Source organism: Burkholderia sp. AU15512 (assembly GCF_002223325.1).
GTDB lineage: Bacteria > Pseudomonadota > Gammaproteobacteria > Burkholderiales > Burkholderiaceae > Burkholderia.
Window position 1 is genome coordinate 1,989,097 of sequence record NZ_NKEX01000006.1, and the last position, 14,450, is coordinate 2,003,546.

Consider the following 14,450-nt stretch of genomic DNA (forward strand, 5'->3'; position numbering starts at 1 on the left):
AATGCGACTACGGCACGGGACGGCGCCGCCCGCCCCTCGGCGCCGTCAGTCGCGCAGCGGACGCGCGATGCGCGAGATCAACTGGGGCGCGATCCGCTCGAGCGGCAGGATCGCCGACGCCGCGCCGATCGCCGCGGCCGCCTTCGGCATCCCGTAGACGGCGCTGGTCGCCTCGTCCTGCGCGATCGTGTAGCAGCCCTTCGCGCGCATCGCCTTCAGGCCGAGCGCGCCGTCGCGCCCCATGCCCGTCAGCAGCACGCCGAACGCCTCGCCCTGCCAGCCGTCGGCGACGCTGTTGAAGAACACGTCGATCGACGGCCGGTACGGCGTCTCGACCGGATGCCGCGTATAGCCGAGCACGCCGCGCGGCGACAGGGTCAGGTGATCGTTGGTCGCCGCGAGCAGCACCTCGCCGGCCTGCGGCATGCTGCCCTGCCGCGCGACGCGCACCGGCAGCCGCGTATAGCCGTCGAGCCACTCGGCCATCCCGAGCGCGAACGCCTGGTCGACGTGCTGGACGATCACGATCGCCGCCGGAAAATCGGCCGGCAGCGCCCGCAGCAGCGCGGTCAGCGCGGTCGGGCCGCCCGCGGACGCGCCGATCGCAACGAGCGTCGGCTGGCCGCGCTCGGGCGCCGGCCCCGGCGGCACGAGCGCCGCGGTGCGGCTTTCGAGCAGCCGGCCGATCTGGTCGATCTTCGCGAGCAGAGCCTGCGGCGACGCATCGGTCGACAGACCGAGCGCGAGCGTCGGCGTATCGACCGCATCGAGCGCGCCGGCGCCCATCGCTTCGTACACCGACGATGTATTCGCGCTGACGCTCGCCGTCACGATCAGGATCGCGCACGGCGCGCGCGCCATGATCCGGCGCGTCGCGGCGACGCCGTCGACCTTCGGCATCACGAGATCCATCAGCACCACGTCGGGCGGATGCGCAACGCAGAAATCGACCGCCTCGTCGCCGTCGGTCGCGACCCACAGCACGCGGTGGTCCGCGCGCAGCGCGATCACGCGGCGCAGCGCCTCCACGGCCAGCGGCAGGTCGTTGACGATGCCGATGTTCATCCTCGCGCGTCCCCGATCAGGTCATGCACGGCGTCGAGCAACGCCTCGTCGTGGAAGCTGCTCTTCGCGAGGTAGTAGTCGGCGCCCGCATCGAGCCCGCGACGGCGATCCTCGTCGCGATCCTTGTACGACACGATCATCACCGGCAACCGCTTGAGCATCGGATCGCCCTTGATCAGCGTGACGAGCTCGATGCCGTCCATGCGCGGCATGTCGACGTCCGTGACGACGAGATCGAACCCATCGCTGCGCACCGCGTTCCAGCCTTCCATCCCGTCGACCGCGACCGTCACGTCGTAGCCGCGCTTTTCCAGCAGCTTGCGTTCGAGCTCGCGCACCGTCAGCGAATCGTCGACGACGAGCACGCGGCGGCGCCGGTCGGCGAGCGCGAGTTGCGGATCACGCGTGAGCCGCGCGAGCTGCCCGCCGCGCACGAGCTTGTCGACCGAGCGGATCAGATCCTCGACGTCGACGATCAGCACCGGGTCGCCGTTCTCGAGCAGCGCGCCGGCCGCGATGTTCTGGATCTTGTTCAGGCGGCTGTCGAGCGGCTGCACGACGAGCATCCGCTCGCCGAGGAAGCGGTCGACCGCGACGCCGTACAACTCGGGCTCCCCGCCGACGACCACGACCGCCGTGCTCGTGCGCGCGACGTCGGGCTCGCCCGCGTCCAGCAACTGGTGCGCGGCGACGAGGCCCGCGCGCCGGCCGTCGAACGGGAAATGCGGCTGCCCTTCGAGCACGTCGATGTCGTCGTGCGCGAGTTCGAGCGTGCGGCGCACGTGCGCGAGCGGAAACGCATACGGCTCGCCGCCCACTTCGACGAGCAGGCTGCGGATCACCGACAGCGTGAGCGGCAACTGCAGCACGAAGCGCATGCCCGCGCCCGGCTCGTTGAAGATCCGCACCGCGCCGCGCACGCCGCGCACCATCTCCTGCACCGCGTCGAGCCCGACGCCGCGGCCCGACACGTCGGTCACCGCATCGCGCATCGAGAAGCCCGGCAGCAGCAGGAATTCGAGCAGTTCCGGATCGGACAGCCGCGCGGCCGTCTCGTCGTCGGTCAGGCGCTGGCGCACGACGGCCGCGCGCAGCGCGTCCATGTCGACACCGGGCCCGTCATCGATCACGCTGACCAGCAGCGAGCCGGCGCTGTGGCGCGCCTCCAGCGTCACGCTCGCCTCGGCCGGCTTGCCGCGCGCACGCCGTGCGTCCGGCGAATCGACACCGTGGTCGATCGCGTTGCGCAGCAGGTGGCCGAGCGGCGCGTCGAGCAGGTCGAGGATGTCGCGGTCGACCTGCGTGCCCTCGCCGACGATCGAGAAACGCACCTGCTTGCCGAGCGAGCGGGCGAGATCGCGGACGATGCGCGGATACGCGCGTGTCGCGTCGCCGAACGGCCGCATCCGGCACTGCAGCGCTTCGTCGTACAGCTGCTCGGCGATATGCGTGCTGCGCCGCTCAAAGCGGTCGAATTCGTCCATGCGCTCGGCGAGCGAACGCTGCAGGTCGTTGAGCATGTGCCGCACTTCGTTCATCGACGCGAGCATGCCCGCGTCGAGATCGTCGGCGAATTGTTCGTACATCAAATCGAGCGACCGGGCCGCGTCGCGCTGGGCGCGCTTCACGCGCAGCATCGATTCGGCGAACGGCTTGAGCCAGCGCGATTCGACCAGCGATTCGCCGGACAGGCTCAGCAGCCGGTTCAGCGTATCCGCACGCACGCGGCGCATCGCGCCGGCGCCGGCCACGCGGCCGGCCTGGGCCGGATCGGGCACGCCGCCCGATACCGCAAGCGGCGGCACCGCGGCGCTGGCCCCGACGGGTTCGTTCGCGGCACCGTCGTGCTCCCGAAACGGCACGACCGACGGCGGCACCGGCGGCGGGGCCGCGACCGCCGCCTGCATCGCCTGCGCGCCGTCGGCGCCGGTCAGCGCCGCCGCGAACACGTCGATCTCCGTCTGCGTGACGGGCTGCCCTTGCGGATCGCCGACGCGCACGAGCAGATCGACGCCCGCCAGCAGCACGTCGACGTGCGTGGCCGTCAGCGCGATCGTGCCGGCCTGCGCGGCGACGAAGCACTCTTCCATCCGCCCCGCGATATCGACGCCGAGCGGCACGCCGACGATGCGCGCGGCGCCCTTCAGCGAATGCGCGGCGCGCATGCATGCCTCGAGCGCGACGGAATCGGGTTCGCCCGATTCGAGCGCGAGCAGCCGCTCGGACAGCGCCTGGGTCTGCGTGCGCGTCTCCTCGCGATACAGCTCGAGCAGCGACAGGTGGCTCAGGTCGTCATCGCCGCTCATCGCATGCTCCGTGTGACTGCGTCGAACAGGCGGTCGTCGTCGAGCAGGCCCACCGACTTGCCGCGCCACGACAGCACGCCGCGCGACAGGCCGGCGCTCGCGCGCCCGACCGTCGCCGGCACCGGCACCCAGTCGGCGGCGCCGAAGCGCAGCACGCCCTCGACTTCGTCGACCGGAAACACGACCGGCTCGCCCTGGTGCGCCGCCACCAGCAGCCGCGTGAAGCGGCCGTCGTCACCGTCGCTGCCGCCCTTGCCGGCATCGAGGCCGAGCAGCGCGCCGATCGAGATCGCGATGCGCAGCGTGCCGCGGATATTGACCACGCCGCGCACGGCCGAATGGCGGCGATGCGGCAGCGAATGAATCGGGCGCGTGCCGGCGATCTCGCGCAGCACGCCGATCGGCAGCGCGAGCCATTCGTCGGCCACGCGGAACGCCAGCGCCGCGTGGTGCGTATCGGCATCGGCGTCGTGCACGTGCGGCGCGCCGGGTGCGCTCATCCGGCGCGTGGTGTCGGCCATCTCGGCGCCGTCGAGCGGGCGCTCGAGCAGCTTCGCCGCGTGATACGCGTACACCGGGCAGTTCAGGCAGCGCAGGCAGTCGTTCAGCCGCTCGCACGTGCGGTCGCCGCGCGTGCCGATCCGGTTCCAGCAATCGTCGACGTCGATCGTCGTCTCGTCAATGGCAGCGGCGGCGCGGTTCATGGATTCCTCTGGTCATCGCGGTATCGTTCCCAACCCATCGTCTTGTCAGCCGGCCGAGCGCCGTGCGCGCTCGAGCAGCCATTGCGCGCCCGCACGATCGCCGCCGACGTCGAGCAGCGTCGCGAGATGGGTCAGCGCTTCGTGGTGCGTGGGCCGCAGGTACAGCGCCTTCCGGTAGAAGTCGCCGGCTTCGGCGGCGCGTCCGCGCGCGTCCGCGATCAGCCCGTTCAGGTAGAACGCATCGGCATGCGGCCCGACGCGCGCCGAGAACTGCGCGAGCACGCGCTCGGCCTCGTCGAACGCGCCGGCATTCGCCAGCGCCTGCGCGTCTTCCAGCGTCGGCGCGGCGCGCTCCGCAACCGGTGCGTTCGACGCGGCCGGTTCGGCCGCCGTCACCGGCAAGTCGCCCCGTGCGTCGAACGCGGCCGCGTGCATGGCGGGCGGCGGCGCCGCGAACGGCTGACGCGTGTCGCCGAGCCACGCCGGCGGCGCGACCGCCAGCACCGAGCGCGTCGCCGCGAGCGGCGCGACCGTGAAACGCTCCGCGCGCCGATACGGCGCGGCCGCCGCCAGCGGCGCCGCCGGCCGGGCCGCGAATACATCGCCCGCCGCCGCGGCGGGCTCGCGATGAAACGCGAACGCCAGCGGCACGCGCGCCGAGCGCATTCCGTGTCGCATCGCGACGCCCGTTTCGGCGGGACCGACGAACAGCATGCCGTCGTCGGCCAGACGCGCGTCGAGCGAGCGGATCACGCGATCCTGCGCGTCGCGATCGAAGTAGATCAGCACGTTGCGGCAGAACACGAAATCGTAGCGAATGCCGGTATCCAAGGCCGGTTCGACGAGATTCGACTGACTGAACTGCACGCACGCGCGCACGCGCTCGTCGAGCAGCCAGCCGTCGCGGGTCGGCGTGAAGTGCCGCGCGCGAAACTCCGTCGCGGTGCCGCGGAACGCATTGCGCCCGTAGCAGCCGAGCCGCGCCTGCTCGATCGCGCGCGTGCTGAGGTCGATCGCGTCGATCGTGAAGCTGGCCGGGTCGAGCCCCGCGTCGAGCAGCGCCATCGCCGCCGAATACGGCTCCTCGCCCGTCGAGCACGGCGCGCTCAGCACGCGGATCACCCGGCCCGGCAGCGCGGCGAGCCGCTCCGTCGCGAGCCGCGCGAGCGTCGCAAAGGCCTCGCGGTCGCGGAAGAACCAGGTCTCGGGCACGACGAACAGCTCGATCAGCGCACGCCGCTCGTCGGCCGACGCATTGAGCTGCTGCCAGTAAGCGTCGAGCGCGTCCTGCGTGACGGGCGGCCGCGCCGCCGACGGCAGACGCTCGCCGTCCGCCTGCAGCGCGTGCACGCGTTCCGTCAGCGCGCGGGTCAGGAAATCGTTGCCGAGCGAATCGGGGTCGATGCCGGTCTCGCGCAGCAGCCAGCCGCGAAATCGCGATTCGGACTCTTTCATGCGGACTCTCCCCCGTGGCCCGGCAGGCCGTCGAACAGATACAGGCGCGCGACGTCGTCGATCAGGTCGGACACCGATACCTGCTGCACGACGCCATCGGGCGTATTCGCGACGGGCCCGAGCCAGCGCGTGCGTGCGGTCGAGATGCCGCTCGAGCGGAACGCCGCGCGGTCGATCCGCATCGTCTGCGTCGCGCGCTCGACGATCAGCCCGATCGTGCGCTCGCCGCCCGCTTCGTCCGCTCGATAGCGGACCATCACGAGCCGCGTCGAGCGCAGCGCATGGGCGCGGCGCCCGAGCGCCAGCATCGGCACGTCGATCACCGGCACCGGCTGGCCGCCGCGCATCAGCAGCCCGGCGATCCAGTCGGGTGCGCCGGGCACGGCCTTCGTGACCGCGAGCGGCAGCACCTCGTCGATGCCGGCTGCGTCGAGCGCATAGCGCCCGCCATCGAGCTCGAACATCAGGAACAGCGCGTGGACGCCGTTCTGCGGGTCGGCGCGCGTCACGCGTCGACCTTGAAGCGCGACACGCTGGTGCGCAACTGGTTCGCGACGAGCGTCAGGTCGTCGATCGCCTGCGACGACTGGCGCAGCGACTCGGCCGTCTGCTGCGCGGCCTCCGACAGCTGCGACAGCGCCTGCGTGATCTGCTCGGCGCCGTTCGCCTGCGTCTGCATCCCTTCGTTGACCATCTGGAAGCGCGGCGCGAGCGTCTGCACCTCGGCGATGATCTGCGACAGCTGCCCGCCGACCTGCTGCACGTCGAGCATCCCGCGGCGCACTTCCTCGGAGAACTTGTCCATCCCCATCACGCCCGCCGACACCGCCGACTGGATTTCCTTCACCGTCTGCTCGATGTCGTAGGTCGCCACCGCCGTCTGGTCGGCGAGGCGGCGGATCTCGGTCGCGACGACCGCGAAGCCGCGGCCGTATTCGCCGGCCTTCTCGGCCTCGATCGCCGCGTTCAGCGACAGCAGGTTGGTCTGGTCGGCCACCTTGGTGATCGTCGCGACCACCTGGTTGATGTTCAGCGCCTTCTCGTTGAGGATCGCGAGCTTCGCGTTCACCGAACCGGCCGCGTCCATCACGCTGCGCATCGTCTCGCCCATCCGCGTGAGCCCGCTCTGGCTCACGCCCGCGAGCGTCGCCGACTGCTCGGCCACGCCGGCCACCTCGTTCATCGTGCGCAGCAGGTCGCGCGACGTCGCGAAGATCTCGCGCGAGGTCGCGCCGATCTCGGTCGTCGTCGCCGCGGTTTCGTTCGCGGTCGCCTGCTGCTCGCGCGACGTCGCCGCGATCTCGGCCACCGACGTCGTCACCTGCAGCGACGATTGCTGCGCGCGGGCGACGAGCTCGGTCAGCTCGTCGGCCATCCGGTTGAAGCCCGTCTCGAGCGTGCCGAATTCGTCGCGGCGGCGCAGGTCGAGGCGGCGCGTCAGGTTGCCGGTGCGCATCACGTCGTGCACCTCGACGAGCCGCGCCATCGGGACGGTCACCGACCGGTACAGCAGGTAGCCGAGCCCGAGCGCGGACAGCAGCATGATCGTCAGCGCGCCGACGAGCACGACCTCGGTGTCCTGCACGGATTCGCGGATCAGCTTCGCGGACTGCTCGGCGAACTTGCGGTTTTCCTGCACCAGCACGTTCGCGTTGCGCACGACCTCGGTCCACGCGGGCAGCACTTTCCCGTACGCGGCGACGGCCTCCTCGCGCGACACGCGGCTCTTCTGCACGGCATCGTTCAGCAGCGGCACGTAGTGGTCGAACGCGCCGCGGAACGCCGCGAAGCGCTGCCGGTCGTCGTCGCGGAACGTCGTGCTCTGATAGTCGACCGACAACGCCTCGACTTCCTTCAGCGCATCGGCGATTTTCGCTAGATCGCGATGCACGCTGTCGGGATCGGTTTCGACGAACGTCGCCTGCTGCAGCAGCATGAACGATTCGTTGACCGAACCGCGCAGCGACGATGCAAGGTAGACGCCGGGCAGCGAGTCGCGCTCGATGCTGACGGCTTCGCTGTTGATCGCGCGCAGTCGCTCGTAGGACACGCCGGCTGTCACCAGCATCAGCACGAACAGCACGCCGAAGCTGAGCAGGATGCGATTGCCGAGCGTCAGCCGGGCAGCGCCGATCGTCGGATGCAGGCTTTCATTGGTCGCGCGGGGCGTCACGGTGGCCATGTTCGTTATGGGCTTTATAAAATCAGCGTTGAAAAAATCCACGCCCGCCGGCGCGCCGGACGGCGCACCACGAGCACATCAGGGTCTCTCGGGCAGCACGGCGCCGGCAGGCCGCGCCGCGACATCACCGCTCCGCTTGCGCCGGCAGCCGAAGCGCGACCATGAAGCCGCGCGCGGTATTGCGCATCAGGATCTGGCCGCGATGCCGCGCCGCCGTCGCGCGGACGAACGCGAGCCCGAGGCCGAAGCCGCCGCGCGCCGCGCCATGCGCGGATTCGAGCTGCACGAACGACTCGGTCGCGGCCGTGCGCTGCGCCGGCGCGATTCCCGCGCCGGTGTCCTCGACACCGATCAGCCAGGCGCCGTCCTCGCTGCCCAGCGTGCAGTGCACGTCCGTGCCGGCCGGGCCGTACTTCAGCCCGTTGTCGATCAGGTTCGCGACCGCGCGCGTCAGCATCATGCGGTCGCCCATCGTCACGCATTCGGTATCGGGCACGTGCGCGGCGACCCGGCTGCCGAGCCCGGCCGCCTTCTCCCACAGCTGGTCGACGGCGTCGAGCACGATCTCGTTGAGACTCACGACCTCGTGCGCGCGGCGCTCGGACTGCGCGCGGGTCAGGTGGATGAAGCCGTCGGCGAGCGCGAGCGCGCGCCGCGCATGGCCGGCAATGCGCTCCATGATCGCCGGCATCTCGCCGTGCTCGGTCCGGTAGACGTCGAGCAGCGCGAGGATCGACGTCTGCGGCGAACGCATGTCGTGCGACAGGAAATCGAGCGCCTCGTCGCGCTGCCGGGACATCAGGTAGGAATTCGAGTGATAGCGGATGCGGGCAGCCAGCTCCATCGCGTCGGGGAGCTTCACCAGATAGTCGTTCGCGCCGGCGATGAACGCCTCGCGCTTGACGATCGGCTCCTCCTTCGCGGACAGCACGATGATCGGCACGCGAGCGGTGCCGGCGTCCGCACGCCACGCGCGGACCAGATCGAGGCCGTCGATCTCCGGCATCACGAGATCCTGCAGGATGACCGTCGGCTTCACGTCGCGCGCGACCGCCATCGCCCGGTGCGCGTCGGTGCACACGTGCAGGTCGATGTCATGTTCGCTGCGCAGCGCGCGGCGGATCACCTCGCCGACGAACGGTTGATCGTCGACGAGAAGGACCGATAACCCCGATTCAAGACAATCCGAGGCATTATCACCGCTCGATTCTTTCATAAATACAGTTTCAAACGCCGATTCTCCAATCGATTCTTTCATAGGAGTTGCTTATCAGACTTGGACGCTATCTTATTTCAGCGGTTGAAAACCCCGCCTGATTCCGCCGAATTGGCCTGTCGGCACCGCCTTGCAGGGTTTTGGACGCCGATTTCTCCCCGTTGGCGGCCGTATTACCTCCGCATCCTTTCTCTCAATAAACATAACCGGCTGATTCTAAATGAAATTAGAACACAGCATCTATCTCAATCCGGTTTAGTTTTGCCAAATATGCAGAAAGAGACGGAAACAGTTAAATCGGATCATTTCCGCATTCGAAACACGATAACGTTTGCGAGACCCGCGCGATAAGGCTTGCATGCGCTGCAAGGCTGCCTGCCGCCGCATTTGAGGGCCGGATGAATATCCGTCGAATCGGCGGGCGCGCGAAAGAAAAAAGCGCGCCGGGCAACGATCGACCGGGCGCGCTTCGGGCCGGCTGACGCCGGCCGCTCGATGGCGACGTGACGAAGGTGTGCGGCCCTACCCGCGCGCGTGCTGCGCGGACACTTCCTGCAGGTCGAGGTCGCGTTCGAGCGCGTGCAGCATCTCGTCGTGGATGCGCCCCGAACGGTGCAGGCGCAACAGTTCCGCGCGCCCGGCCCGGATCGCGGCCAGCACGACGTCGTAGTGCGCGGCACGCACTTCAGCCGGATACGTGGGCTCGTTCTTGGTCCTTTCCGTCAATTCCGCGCGATACGTGTACTGCTCGAGCAGGCGCGGATGGATCACGACCCCGTTCTCGTCGCGCACGAGCGGCTGGATCGCCGCGAGCTGCGCCGCCTCGACGTATGCCCACGTCTGCGGCTCGGTCAGGTGGTGCGACGCGCGTTCTTCGCGCTGCGGCAGGCGCAGCAGCCGGATCAGCGGCCCGATCGTCGTGCCCTGCAGCAGCACGGTGACGAGGATCACCGCGAACGACGCGACCAGGATCACGTCGCGGCCGGGCATCGCCTCGGGCAGCGACAGCGCGATCGCCAGCGTGACGACGCCGCGCATCCCGGCCCAGCTCATGATCGTCGCGGCCTTCCAGTCGGGCGCTTCGCCGCGCCGCGCGATCCCGCGCACCGGCCACTTCAGCGCCTCGACCGCGTAGATCCACACGAAGCGCGATACGATCACCGCCGCCAGCACCGCGAGCATCGGCGGCACCATCGTGGCGAGCACCTGCTCGAAACCGCCGAGCCGGTGGATCGCGCCGCGCAGCGACAGCCCGATCAGCACGAATACCATCGCTTCGAGCAGGAACACGATGACCTGCCAGAACGCGGTGCCGCGCGTGCGCACCGCCGCCGAGAACACCTCGTGCTGATGCCAGCCGACGATCATGCCGGCCGTGACCGTGGCGATCACGCCGGACACTTCGACCATTTCCCCGGCGATATACGCGATCCAGCCGGCGATCACCGCGACGGTGATCACGAGATAGTCGTCGTCGAGCAGCTTGAGGAACCACACGACGAGCTTGCCGACCGCGAAGCCGACCACCACGCCGCCGAGCCCGAGCTCCGCGAAACCCACGACCGCGTGGCCGAGGCTGAAGGTGCCCGACAGCGCCGCGACGACCGCGAAGCGGAACAGCACGAGGCCGGCCGCATCGTTCAGCAGGCTTTCGCCTTCGAGCAGCACCATCAGCCGGCGCGGCAGCGCGACGCGCTCGAGCACGGCCTTCGCTGCCACGGCGTCGGGCGGCGACACGATCGCGCCAAGTGCGAAGCACGCGGCCCACGGCAGCGACGGCGCCACCCAGTGCACGGCGAAGCCGACCGCGAACGTCGTGAACACGACCGCGCCGATCGCGAGCAGCAGGATGCCGCCGACGTTGCGCTTGAACTCCTCCCACACCGAGAAGTACGCGCCGTCCATCAGCAGCGGCGGCAGGAACACCAGCAGTACCAGTTCCGGATCGAGATTGATCGGCGGCAGGCCGGGAATGAACGCGATGCCGATGCCGCCGATCAGCAGCGCGGCCGCGGGCGGCAATCGCAGCCGCTTGGCGATGCATTCGAGCGCGACAATCGCGAGAAATGACAACAAAACCAGCTTGAATGCCGAGACGGGGGACATGAATCGACCTCGTGAAGAATGAATTCGCGCGTTCCGGTGTCGTACCCCGGTCGGCAGTTTCGCGCGATTACATCACGAGGCGAGGCCCGCAGTCGAGCGCGTTCGGGCCGCCCGCCGTGCGCGGCGGTCACGGTGCGGGCCCGGCGCCTGCCCAATGCGCGCGGCGCCATGAAAAACGGCACGCGGGCCGGCCCGATCGCCCGCCCGCGTGCCGTCGCGGCACCGCGCCGCCTGCCCGCGCGTTACCGGCGCCGCACGACCATCAGCCGCGGCTCGGTCATGTCCTCGATCGCGTAGCGGATCCCTTCGCGGCCGAGGCCCGAATCCTTCACGCCGCCGTACGGCATGTTGTCGACGCGGAACGACGGCACGTCGTTGATCACGACGCCGCCGACCTCCAGCTCGTCCCACGCGCGCTGCGCATGCGCGAGCGAATCGGTGAACACGCCGGCCTGCAGCCCGAAGTCGCTGTCGTTCACGCGCGCGAGCGCCTCGTCGAAGCGGACGAACTTCTCGAGGATCGCAACGGGGCCGAATGCCTCCTTCCGGTACAGGTCCTGCTCGTGCCCGACGTTTTCCAGCAGCGTCGCCTCGAACATCGCGCCATCGACCTTGCCGCCGGCGACGATCTTCGCGCCCGCCGCGACGGCCGCGTCCATCCAGCCCGACAGCCGGCGCGACTCGGATTCCGAGATCATCGGGCCGACGAACGTCGACGGATCCTTCGGGTCGCCCATCTTCAGCGAACGCGTCTTCGCGATCAGTTTCTCGCGCAGCGCATCGTACAGGTCGGCATGCACGAGGATCCGCTGCACGCCGATGCAGCTCTGGCCCGACTGGTAATACGCGCCGAACGCAAGGCGCTCGACCACGTAGTCGAGCTGGTCGCGCTGATCCGCATCGACGATCGCGGCCGCGTTGCCGCCGAGCTCCAGCACGACTTTCTTCTTGCCGGCCTTCTCCTTCAACGCCCAGCCGACGGCCGGCGAACCCGTGAACGACAGCAGCTTGAACCGCTCGTCGGTCGTGAACAGGTCGGCGCCGTCGCGATGCGCGGGCAGCACCGAGAATGCGCCCTTCGGCAAGTCGGTTTCCGCGAGCACCTCGCCGATGATCAGCGCGCCGATCGGCGTGCGGCTCGCCGGCTTCAGCACGAACGGACAGCCGGCCGCGAGCGCGGGCGCCACCTTGTGCGCGGCGAGATTCAGCGGGAAGTTGAACGGCGAGATGAACGAGCACGGGCCGACCGGCACGCGCTTCGTGTAGCCCGTATAGCCCTGCGCACGCGCGGAGATCTCGAGGTTGATGATTTCGCCGTCGATACGCACCGATTCCTCGGACGCCACGCGGAACGTGTCGATCAGCCGCGTCACTTCGCCCTTCGAATCGTTGATCGGCTTGCCGGCCTCGATGCACAGCGCCTCGGCCAGCTCGTCGAAGCGCTCGCGAAAGCGCGCGACGCAATGGTCGAGCACGGCCTGCCGCTTGTAGGCCGGCAACTCGCGCATCGGCTTCGCGGCATCGACCGCCGCGCCGATCGCCGCGTCGATGGCCTTCGCGTCGGCCAGCGCGACGCGTGTCGCGACCTTGCCGCTGAACTTGTCGGTCACCTCCAGATCGGTGTTCGCGTAGACGGCCTCGTTGGCGAGGTAGTACGGATAGGTTTCCTTCAACATGGAACGACTCCTTCCTGTGAACGTGACATTCAGAGTTGCGCCGACAGGCGCTTGATCTCGCGGTTCAACACGCGCTCGTTGTCCGAATAGTCGATCGGCACGTCGATCACGTGCACGCCCGGCGACGAGAAACACTCGCGCAGCAACGGCTCGAGATCGTCGGCCGATTCGACGCGGTGCCCGTGCGCGCCGTAGCTTTGCGCATACGCGACGAAATCGGGGTTCTGCAGCGTCATCGCGAAATCGGGGAAATTCATGTTCTCCTGCTTCCAGCGGATCATCCCGAACGCGTCGTCGCGCAGGATCATCACGACGAGGTCGAGCTTCAGCCGCACCGCGGTTTCGAGCTCCTGCGAATTCATCATGAACCCGCCGTCGCCGCACACGGCGATCACCTTGCGCTGCGGATGCACGATCTTCGTCGCGATCGCCGACGGCAGCCCCGCCCCCATCGACGCGAGCGCGTTGTCGAGCAGCAGCGAATTCGGCTCGTGCGCGCGCCAGTAGCGCGCGAACCAGATCTTATACATCCCGTTGTCGAGACAGACGATGCCGTCGACCGGCATCGCGCTGTACAGATCGTTGACGATCCGCACCGGGTACATCGGGAAGCGCGAGTCGTGCTGCCCTTTCTGCAGATGCGCGTCGAAATGCGCCTTGATCATCCGGAAGCGCTCGAAATCCCAGTGCGATTGCGGCGTCACCGCTTCCTTCATCTGCCACACCGCGTTCGCGATGTCGCCGACCACCTCGATCTGCGGGAAATAAACAGGATCGACCTGCGCGCCGAGGAAGTTCACGTGGATCACGGTCTTGTCGTCGGTACGCATGAAGAACGGGGGCTTCTCGATCACGTCGTGACCGACGTTGATGATGCAGTCCGCATGCTCGATCGCGCGGTGCACGAAATCGCCGTCGGACAGCGTCGCGTTGCCGAGCCACAGCGGATGCGTCTCGTCGATCACGCCCTTGCCCATCTGCGTCGTGAAGAACGGGATGCCCGTCTTGTCGACGAATTCGAGCAGCATCTTGCAGGTGGTCTTGCGGTTGCCGCCCGCGCCGATCATCAGCAGCGGATGGCGCGCGGCCTGGATCGCGTCGACCGCATGCGCGACCGCCTTCTCCTCGGCCACCGGCCGCCGGCTGTAGCTGCGCGGGATCGGCTTGCCGTCGCCCTCCTCGTGCGCGATGTCTTCCGGCAGCTCGAGGTGCGCGGCGCCCGGGCGCTCTTCCTCCGCGCGGCGGAACGCCTCGCGTATGGCCGACGGGATATTGCCGATCGACACGATCTGCCGCGTGAACTTCGTGAGCGGCTGCATCATGTCGACCACGTCGACGATCTGGAAGTGGCCCTGCTTGCTGGACTTGATCGGCTTCTGCCCGGTGATCATCAGCATCGGCATGCCGCCGAGCTGCGCATAGGCGGCGGCCGTCACGAAGTTCGTCGCGCCGGGCCCGAGCGTGGCGATACACACGCCGGTGCGGCCCGTCAGGCGGCCGTAGGTGGCGGCCATGAACCCGGCCGCCTGCTCGTGCCGGGTCAGCACGAGCTTGATCTTCGATCGCCGCAGCGATTCGAGCAGATCGAGGTTTTCCTCGCCGGGAATGCCGAACACGTACTCGACGCCTTCGGCTTCCAGCGCCTTCACGAACAGATCCGATGCTTTCATGGGGGACTCTCGGTTGATGCCGCCTGCCCGGCCTACGGACACGCAGCGTTCAGAACGCGCGCCGGCCTAC

10 protein-coding genes are annotated in these 14,450 nt (G+C 68.9%); all 10 read right to left on the bottom strand.

The window, feature by feature from the left end; genetic code table 11:
• Positions 1–45 precede the first annotated feature (45 nt).
• Positions 46–1,065: a chemotaxis response regulator protein-glutamate methylesterase gene (locus CFB43_RS28235; protein WP_089497458.1), complete on the bottom strand. Its 1,020-nt coding sequence runs from the start codon at positions 1,063–1,065 to the stop codon at positions 46–48.
• Positions 1,062–3,371: a hybrid sensor histidine kinase/response regulator gene (locus CFB43_RS28240; protein WP_089497459.1), complete on the bottom strand. Its 2,310-nt coding sequence runs from the start codon at positions 3,369–3,371 to the stop codon at positions 1,062–1,064. The genes CFB43_RS28235 and CFB43_RS28240 overlap by 4 nt, the downstream gene beginning before the upstream one ends.
• Complete coding sequence (locus CFB43_RS28245) at positions 3,368–4,075, bottom strand: chemotaxis protein CheW (protein WP_089497460.1); 708 nt, start codon at positions 4,073–4,075, stop codon at positions 3,368–3,370. Before CFB43_RS28245 ends, CFB43_RS28240 begins: the two co-directional genes overlap by 4 nt.
• A gap of 45 nt (positions 4,076–4,120) precedes the next feature.
• Positions 4,121–5,530, bottom strand: a complete 1,410-nt coding sequence (locus tag CFB43_RS28250; RefSeq protein ID WP_089497461.1) for a CheR family methyltransferase — start codon at positions 5,528–5,530, stop codon at positions 4,121–4,123.
• Positions 5,527–5,994 carry a chemotaxis protein CheW gene (locus CFB43_RS28255; RefSeq protein ID WP_373452568.1) on the bottom strand — a complete coding sequence of 156 codons (468 nt, stop codon included), beginning with the start codon at positions 5,992–5,994 and terminating at the stop codon, positions 5,527–5,529. Before CFB43_RS28255 ends, CFB43_RS28250 begins: the two co-directional genes overlap by 4 nt.
• 41 nt (positions 5,995–6,035) lie before the next feature.
• Positions 6,036–7,712: a methyl-accepting chemotaxis protein gene (locus CFB43_RS28260; protein ID WP_089497463.1), complete on the bottom strand. Its 1,677-nt coding sequence runs from the start codon at positions 7,710–7,712 to the stop codon at positions 6,036–6,038.
• A gap of 124 nt (positions 7,713–7,836) precedes the next feature.
• On the bottom strand, positions 7,837–8,970 hold the full coding sequence (locus CFB43_RS28270; protein WP_089428075.1) for a hybrid sensor histidine kinase/response regulator: 1,134 nt from the start codon (positions 8,968–8,970) through the stop codon (positions 7,837–7,839).
• Positions 8,971–9,450: 480 nt separating this feature from the next.
• Positions 9,451–11,034 (bottom strand): Na+/H+ antiporter, encoded by a 1,584-nt coding sequence (locus CFB43_RS28275; RefSeq protein WP_089497465.1) that lies wholly within the window; start codon positions 11,032–11,034, stop codon positions 9,451–9,453.
• A gap of 242 nt (positions 11,035–11,276) precedes the next feature.
• On the bottom strand, positions 11,277–12,710 hold the full coding sequence (locus CFB43_RS28280; protein ID WP_089497466.1) for an aldehyde dehydrogenase family protein: 1,434 nt from the start codon (positions 12,708–12,710) through the stop codon (positions 11,277–11,279).
• Positions 12,711–12,739: 29 nt separating this feature from the next.
• Entirely contained in the window at positions 12,740–14,380 is a 1,641-nt protein-coding gene (locus CFB43_RS28285) for an acetolactate synthase large subunit (RefSeq protein ID WP_089497467.1), read from the bottom strand.
• Positions 14,381–14,450: the final 70 nt, after the last annotated feature.

What these genes read in the sequence shown, in the direction of transcription:
- CFB43_RS28235 (WP_089497458.1), bottom strand. Translation starts at nt 1,065, where the DNA reads ATGAACATCGGCATCGTCAACGACCTGCCGCTGGCCGTGGAGGCGCTG.
- CFB43_RS28240 (WP_089497459.1), bottom strand. Translation starts at nt 3,371, where the DNA reads ATGAGCGGCGATGACGACCTGAGCCACCTGTCGCTGCTCGAGCTGTAT.
- CFB43_RS28245 (WP_089497460.1), bottom strand. Translation starts at nt 4,075, where the DNA reads ATGAACCGCGCCGCCGCTGCCATTGACGAGACGACGATCGACGTCGAC.
- CFB43_RS28250 (WP_089497461.1), bottom strand. Translation starts at nt 5,530, where the DNA reads ATGAAAGAGTCCGAATCGCGATTTCGCGGCTGGCTGCTGCGCGAGACC.
- CFB43_RS28255 (WP_373452568.1), bottom strand. Translation starts at nt 5,994, where the DNA reads ATGTTCGAGCTCGATGGCGGGCGCTATGCGCTCGACGCAGCCGGCATC.
- CFB43_RS28260 (WP_089497463.1), bottom strand. Translation starts at nt 7,712, where the DNA reads ATGGCCACCGTGACGCCCCGCGCGACCAATGAAAGCCTGCATCCGACG.
- CFB43_RS28270 (WP_089428075.1), bottom strand. Translation starts at nt 8,970, where the DNA reads ATGAAAGAATCGATTGGAGAATCGGCGTTTGAAACTGTATTTATGAAA.
- CFB43_RS28275 (WP_089497465.1), bottom strand. Translation starts at nt 11,034, where the DNA reads ATGTCCCCCGTCTCGGCATTCAAGCTGGTTTTGTTGTCATTTCTCGCG.
- CFB43_RS28280 (WP_089497466.1), bottom strand. Translation starts at nt 12,710, where the DNA reads ATGTTGAAGGAAACCTATCCGTACTACCTCGCCAACGAGGCCGTCTAC.
- CFB43_RS28285 (WP_089497467.1), bottom strand. Translation starts at nt 14,380, where the DNA reads ATGAAAGCATCGGATCTGTTCGTGAAGGCGCTGGAAGCCGAAGGCGTC.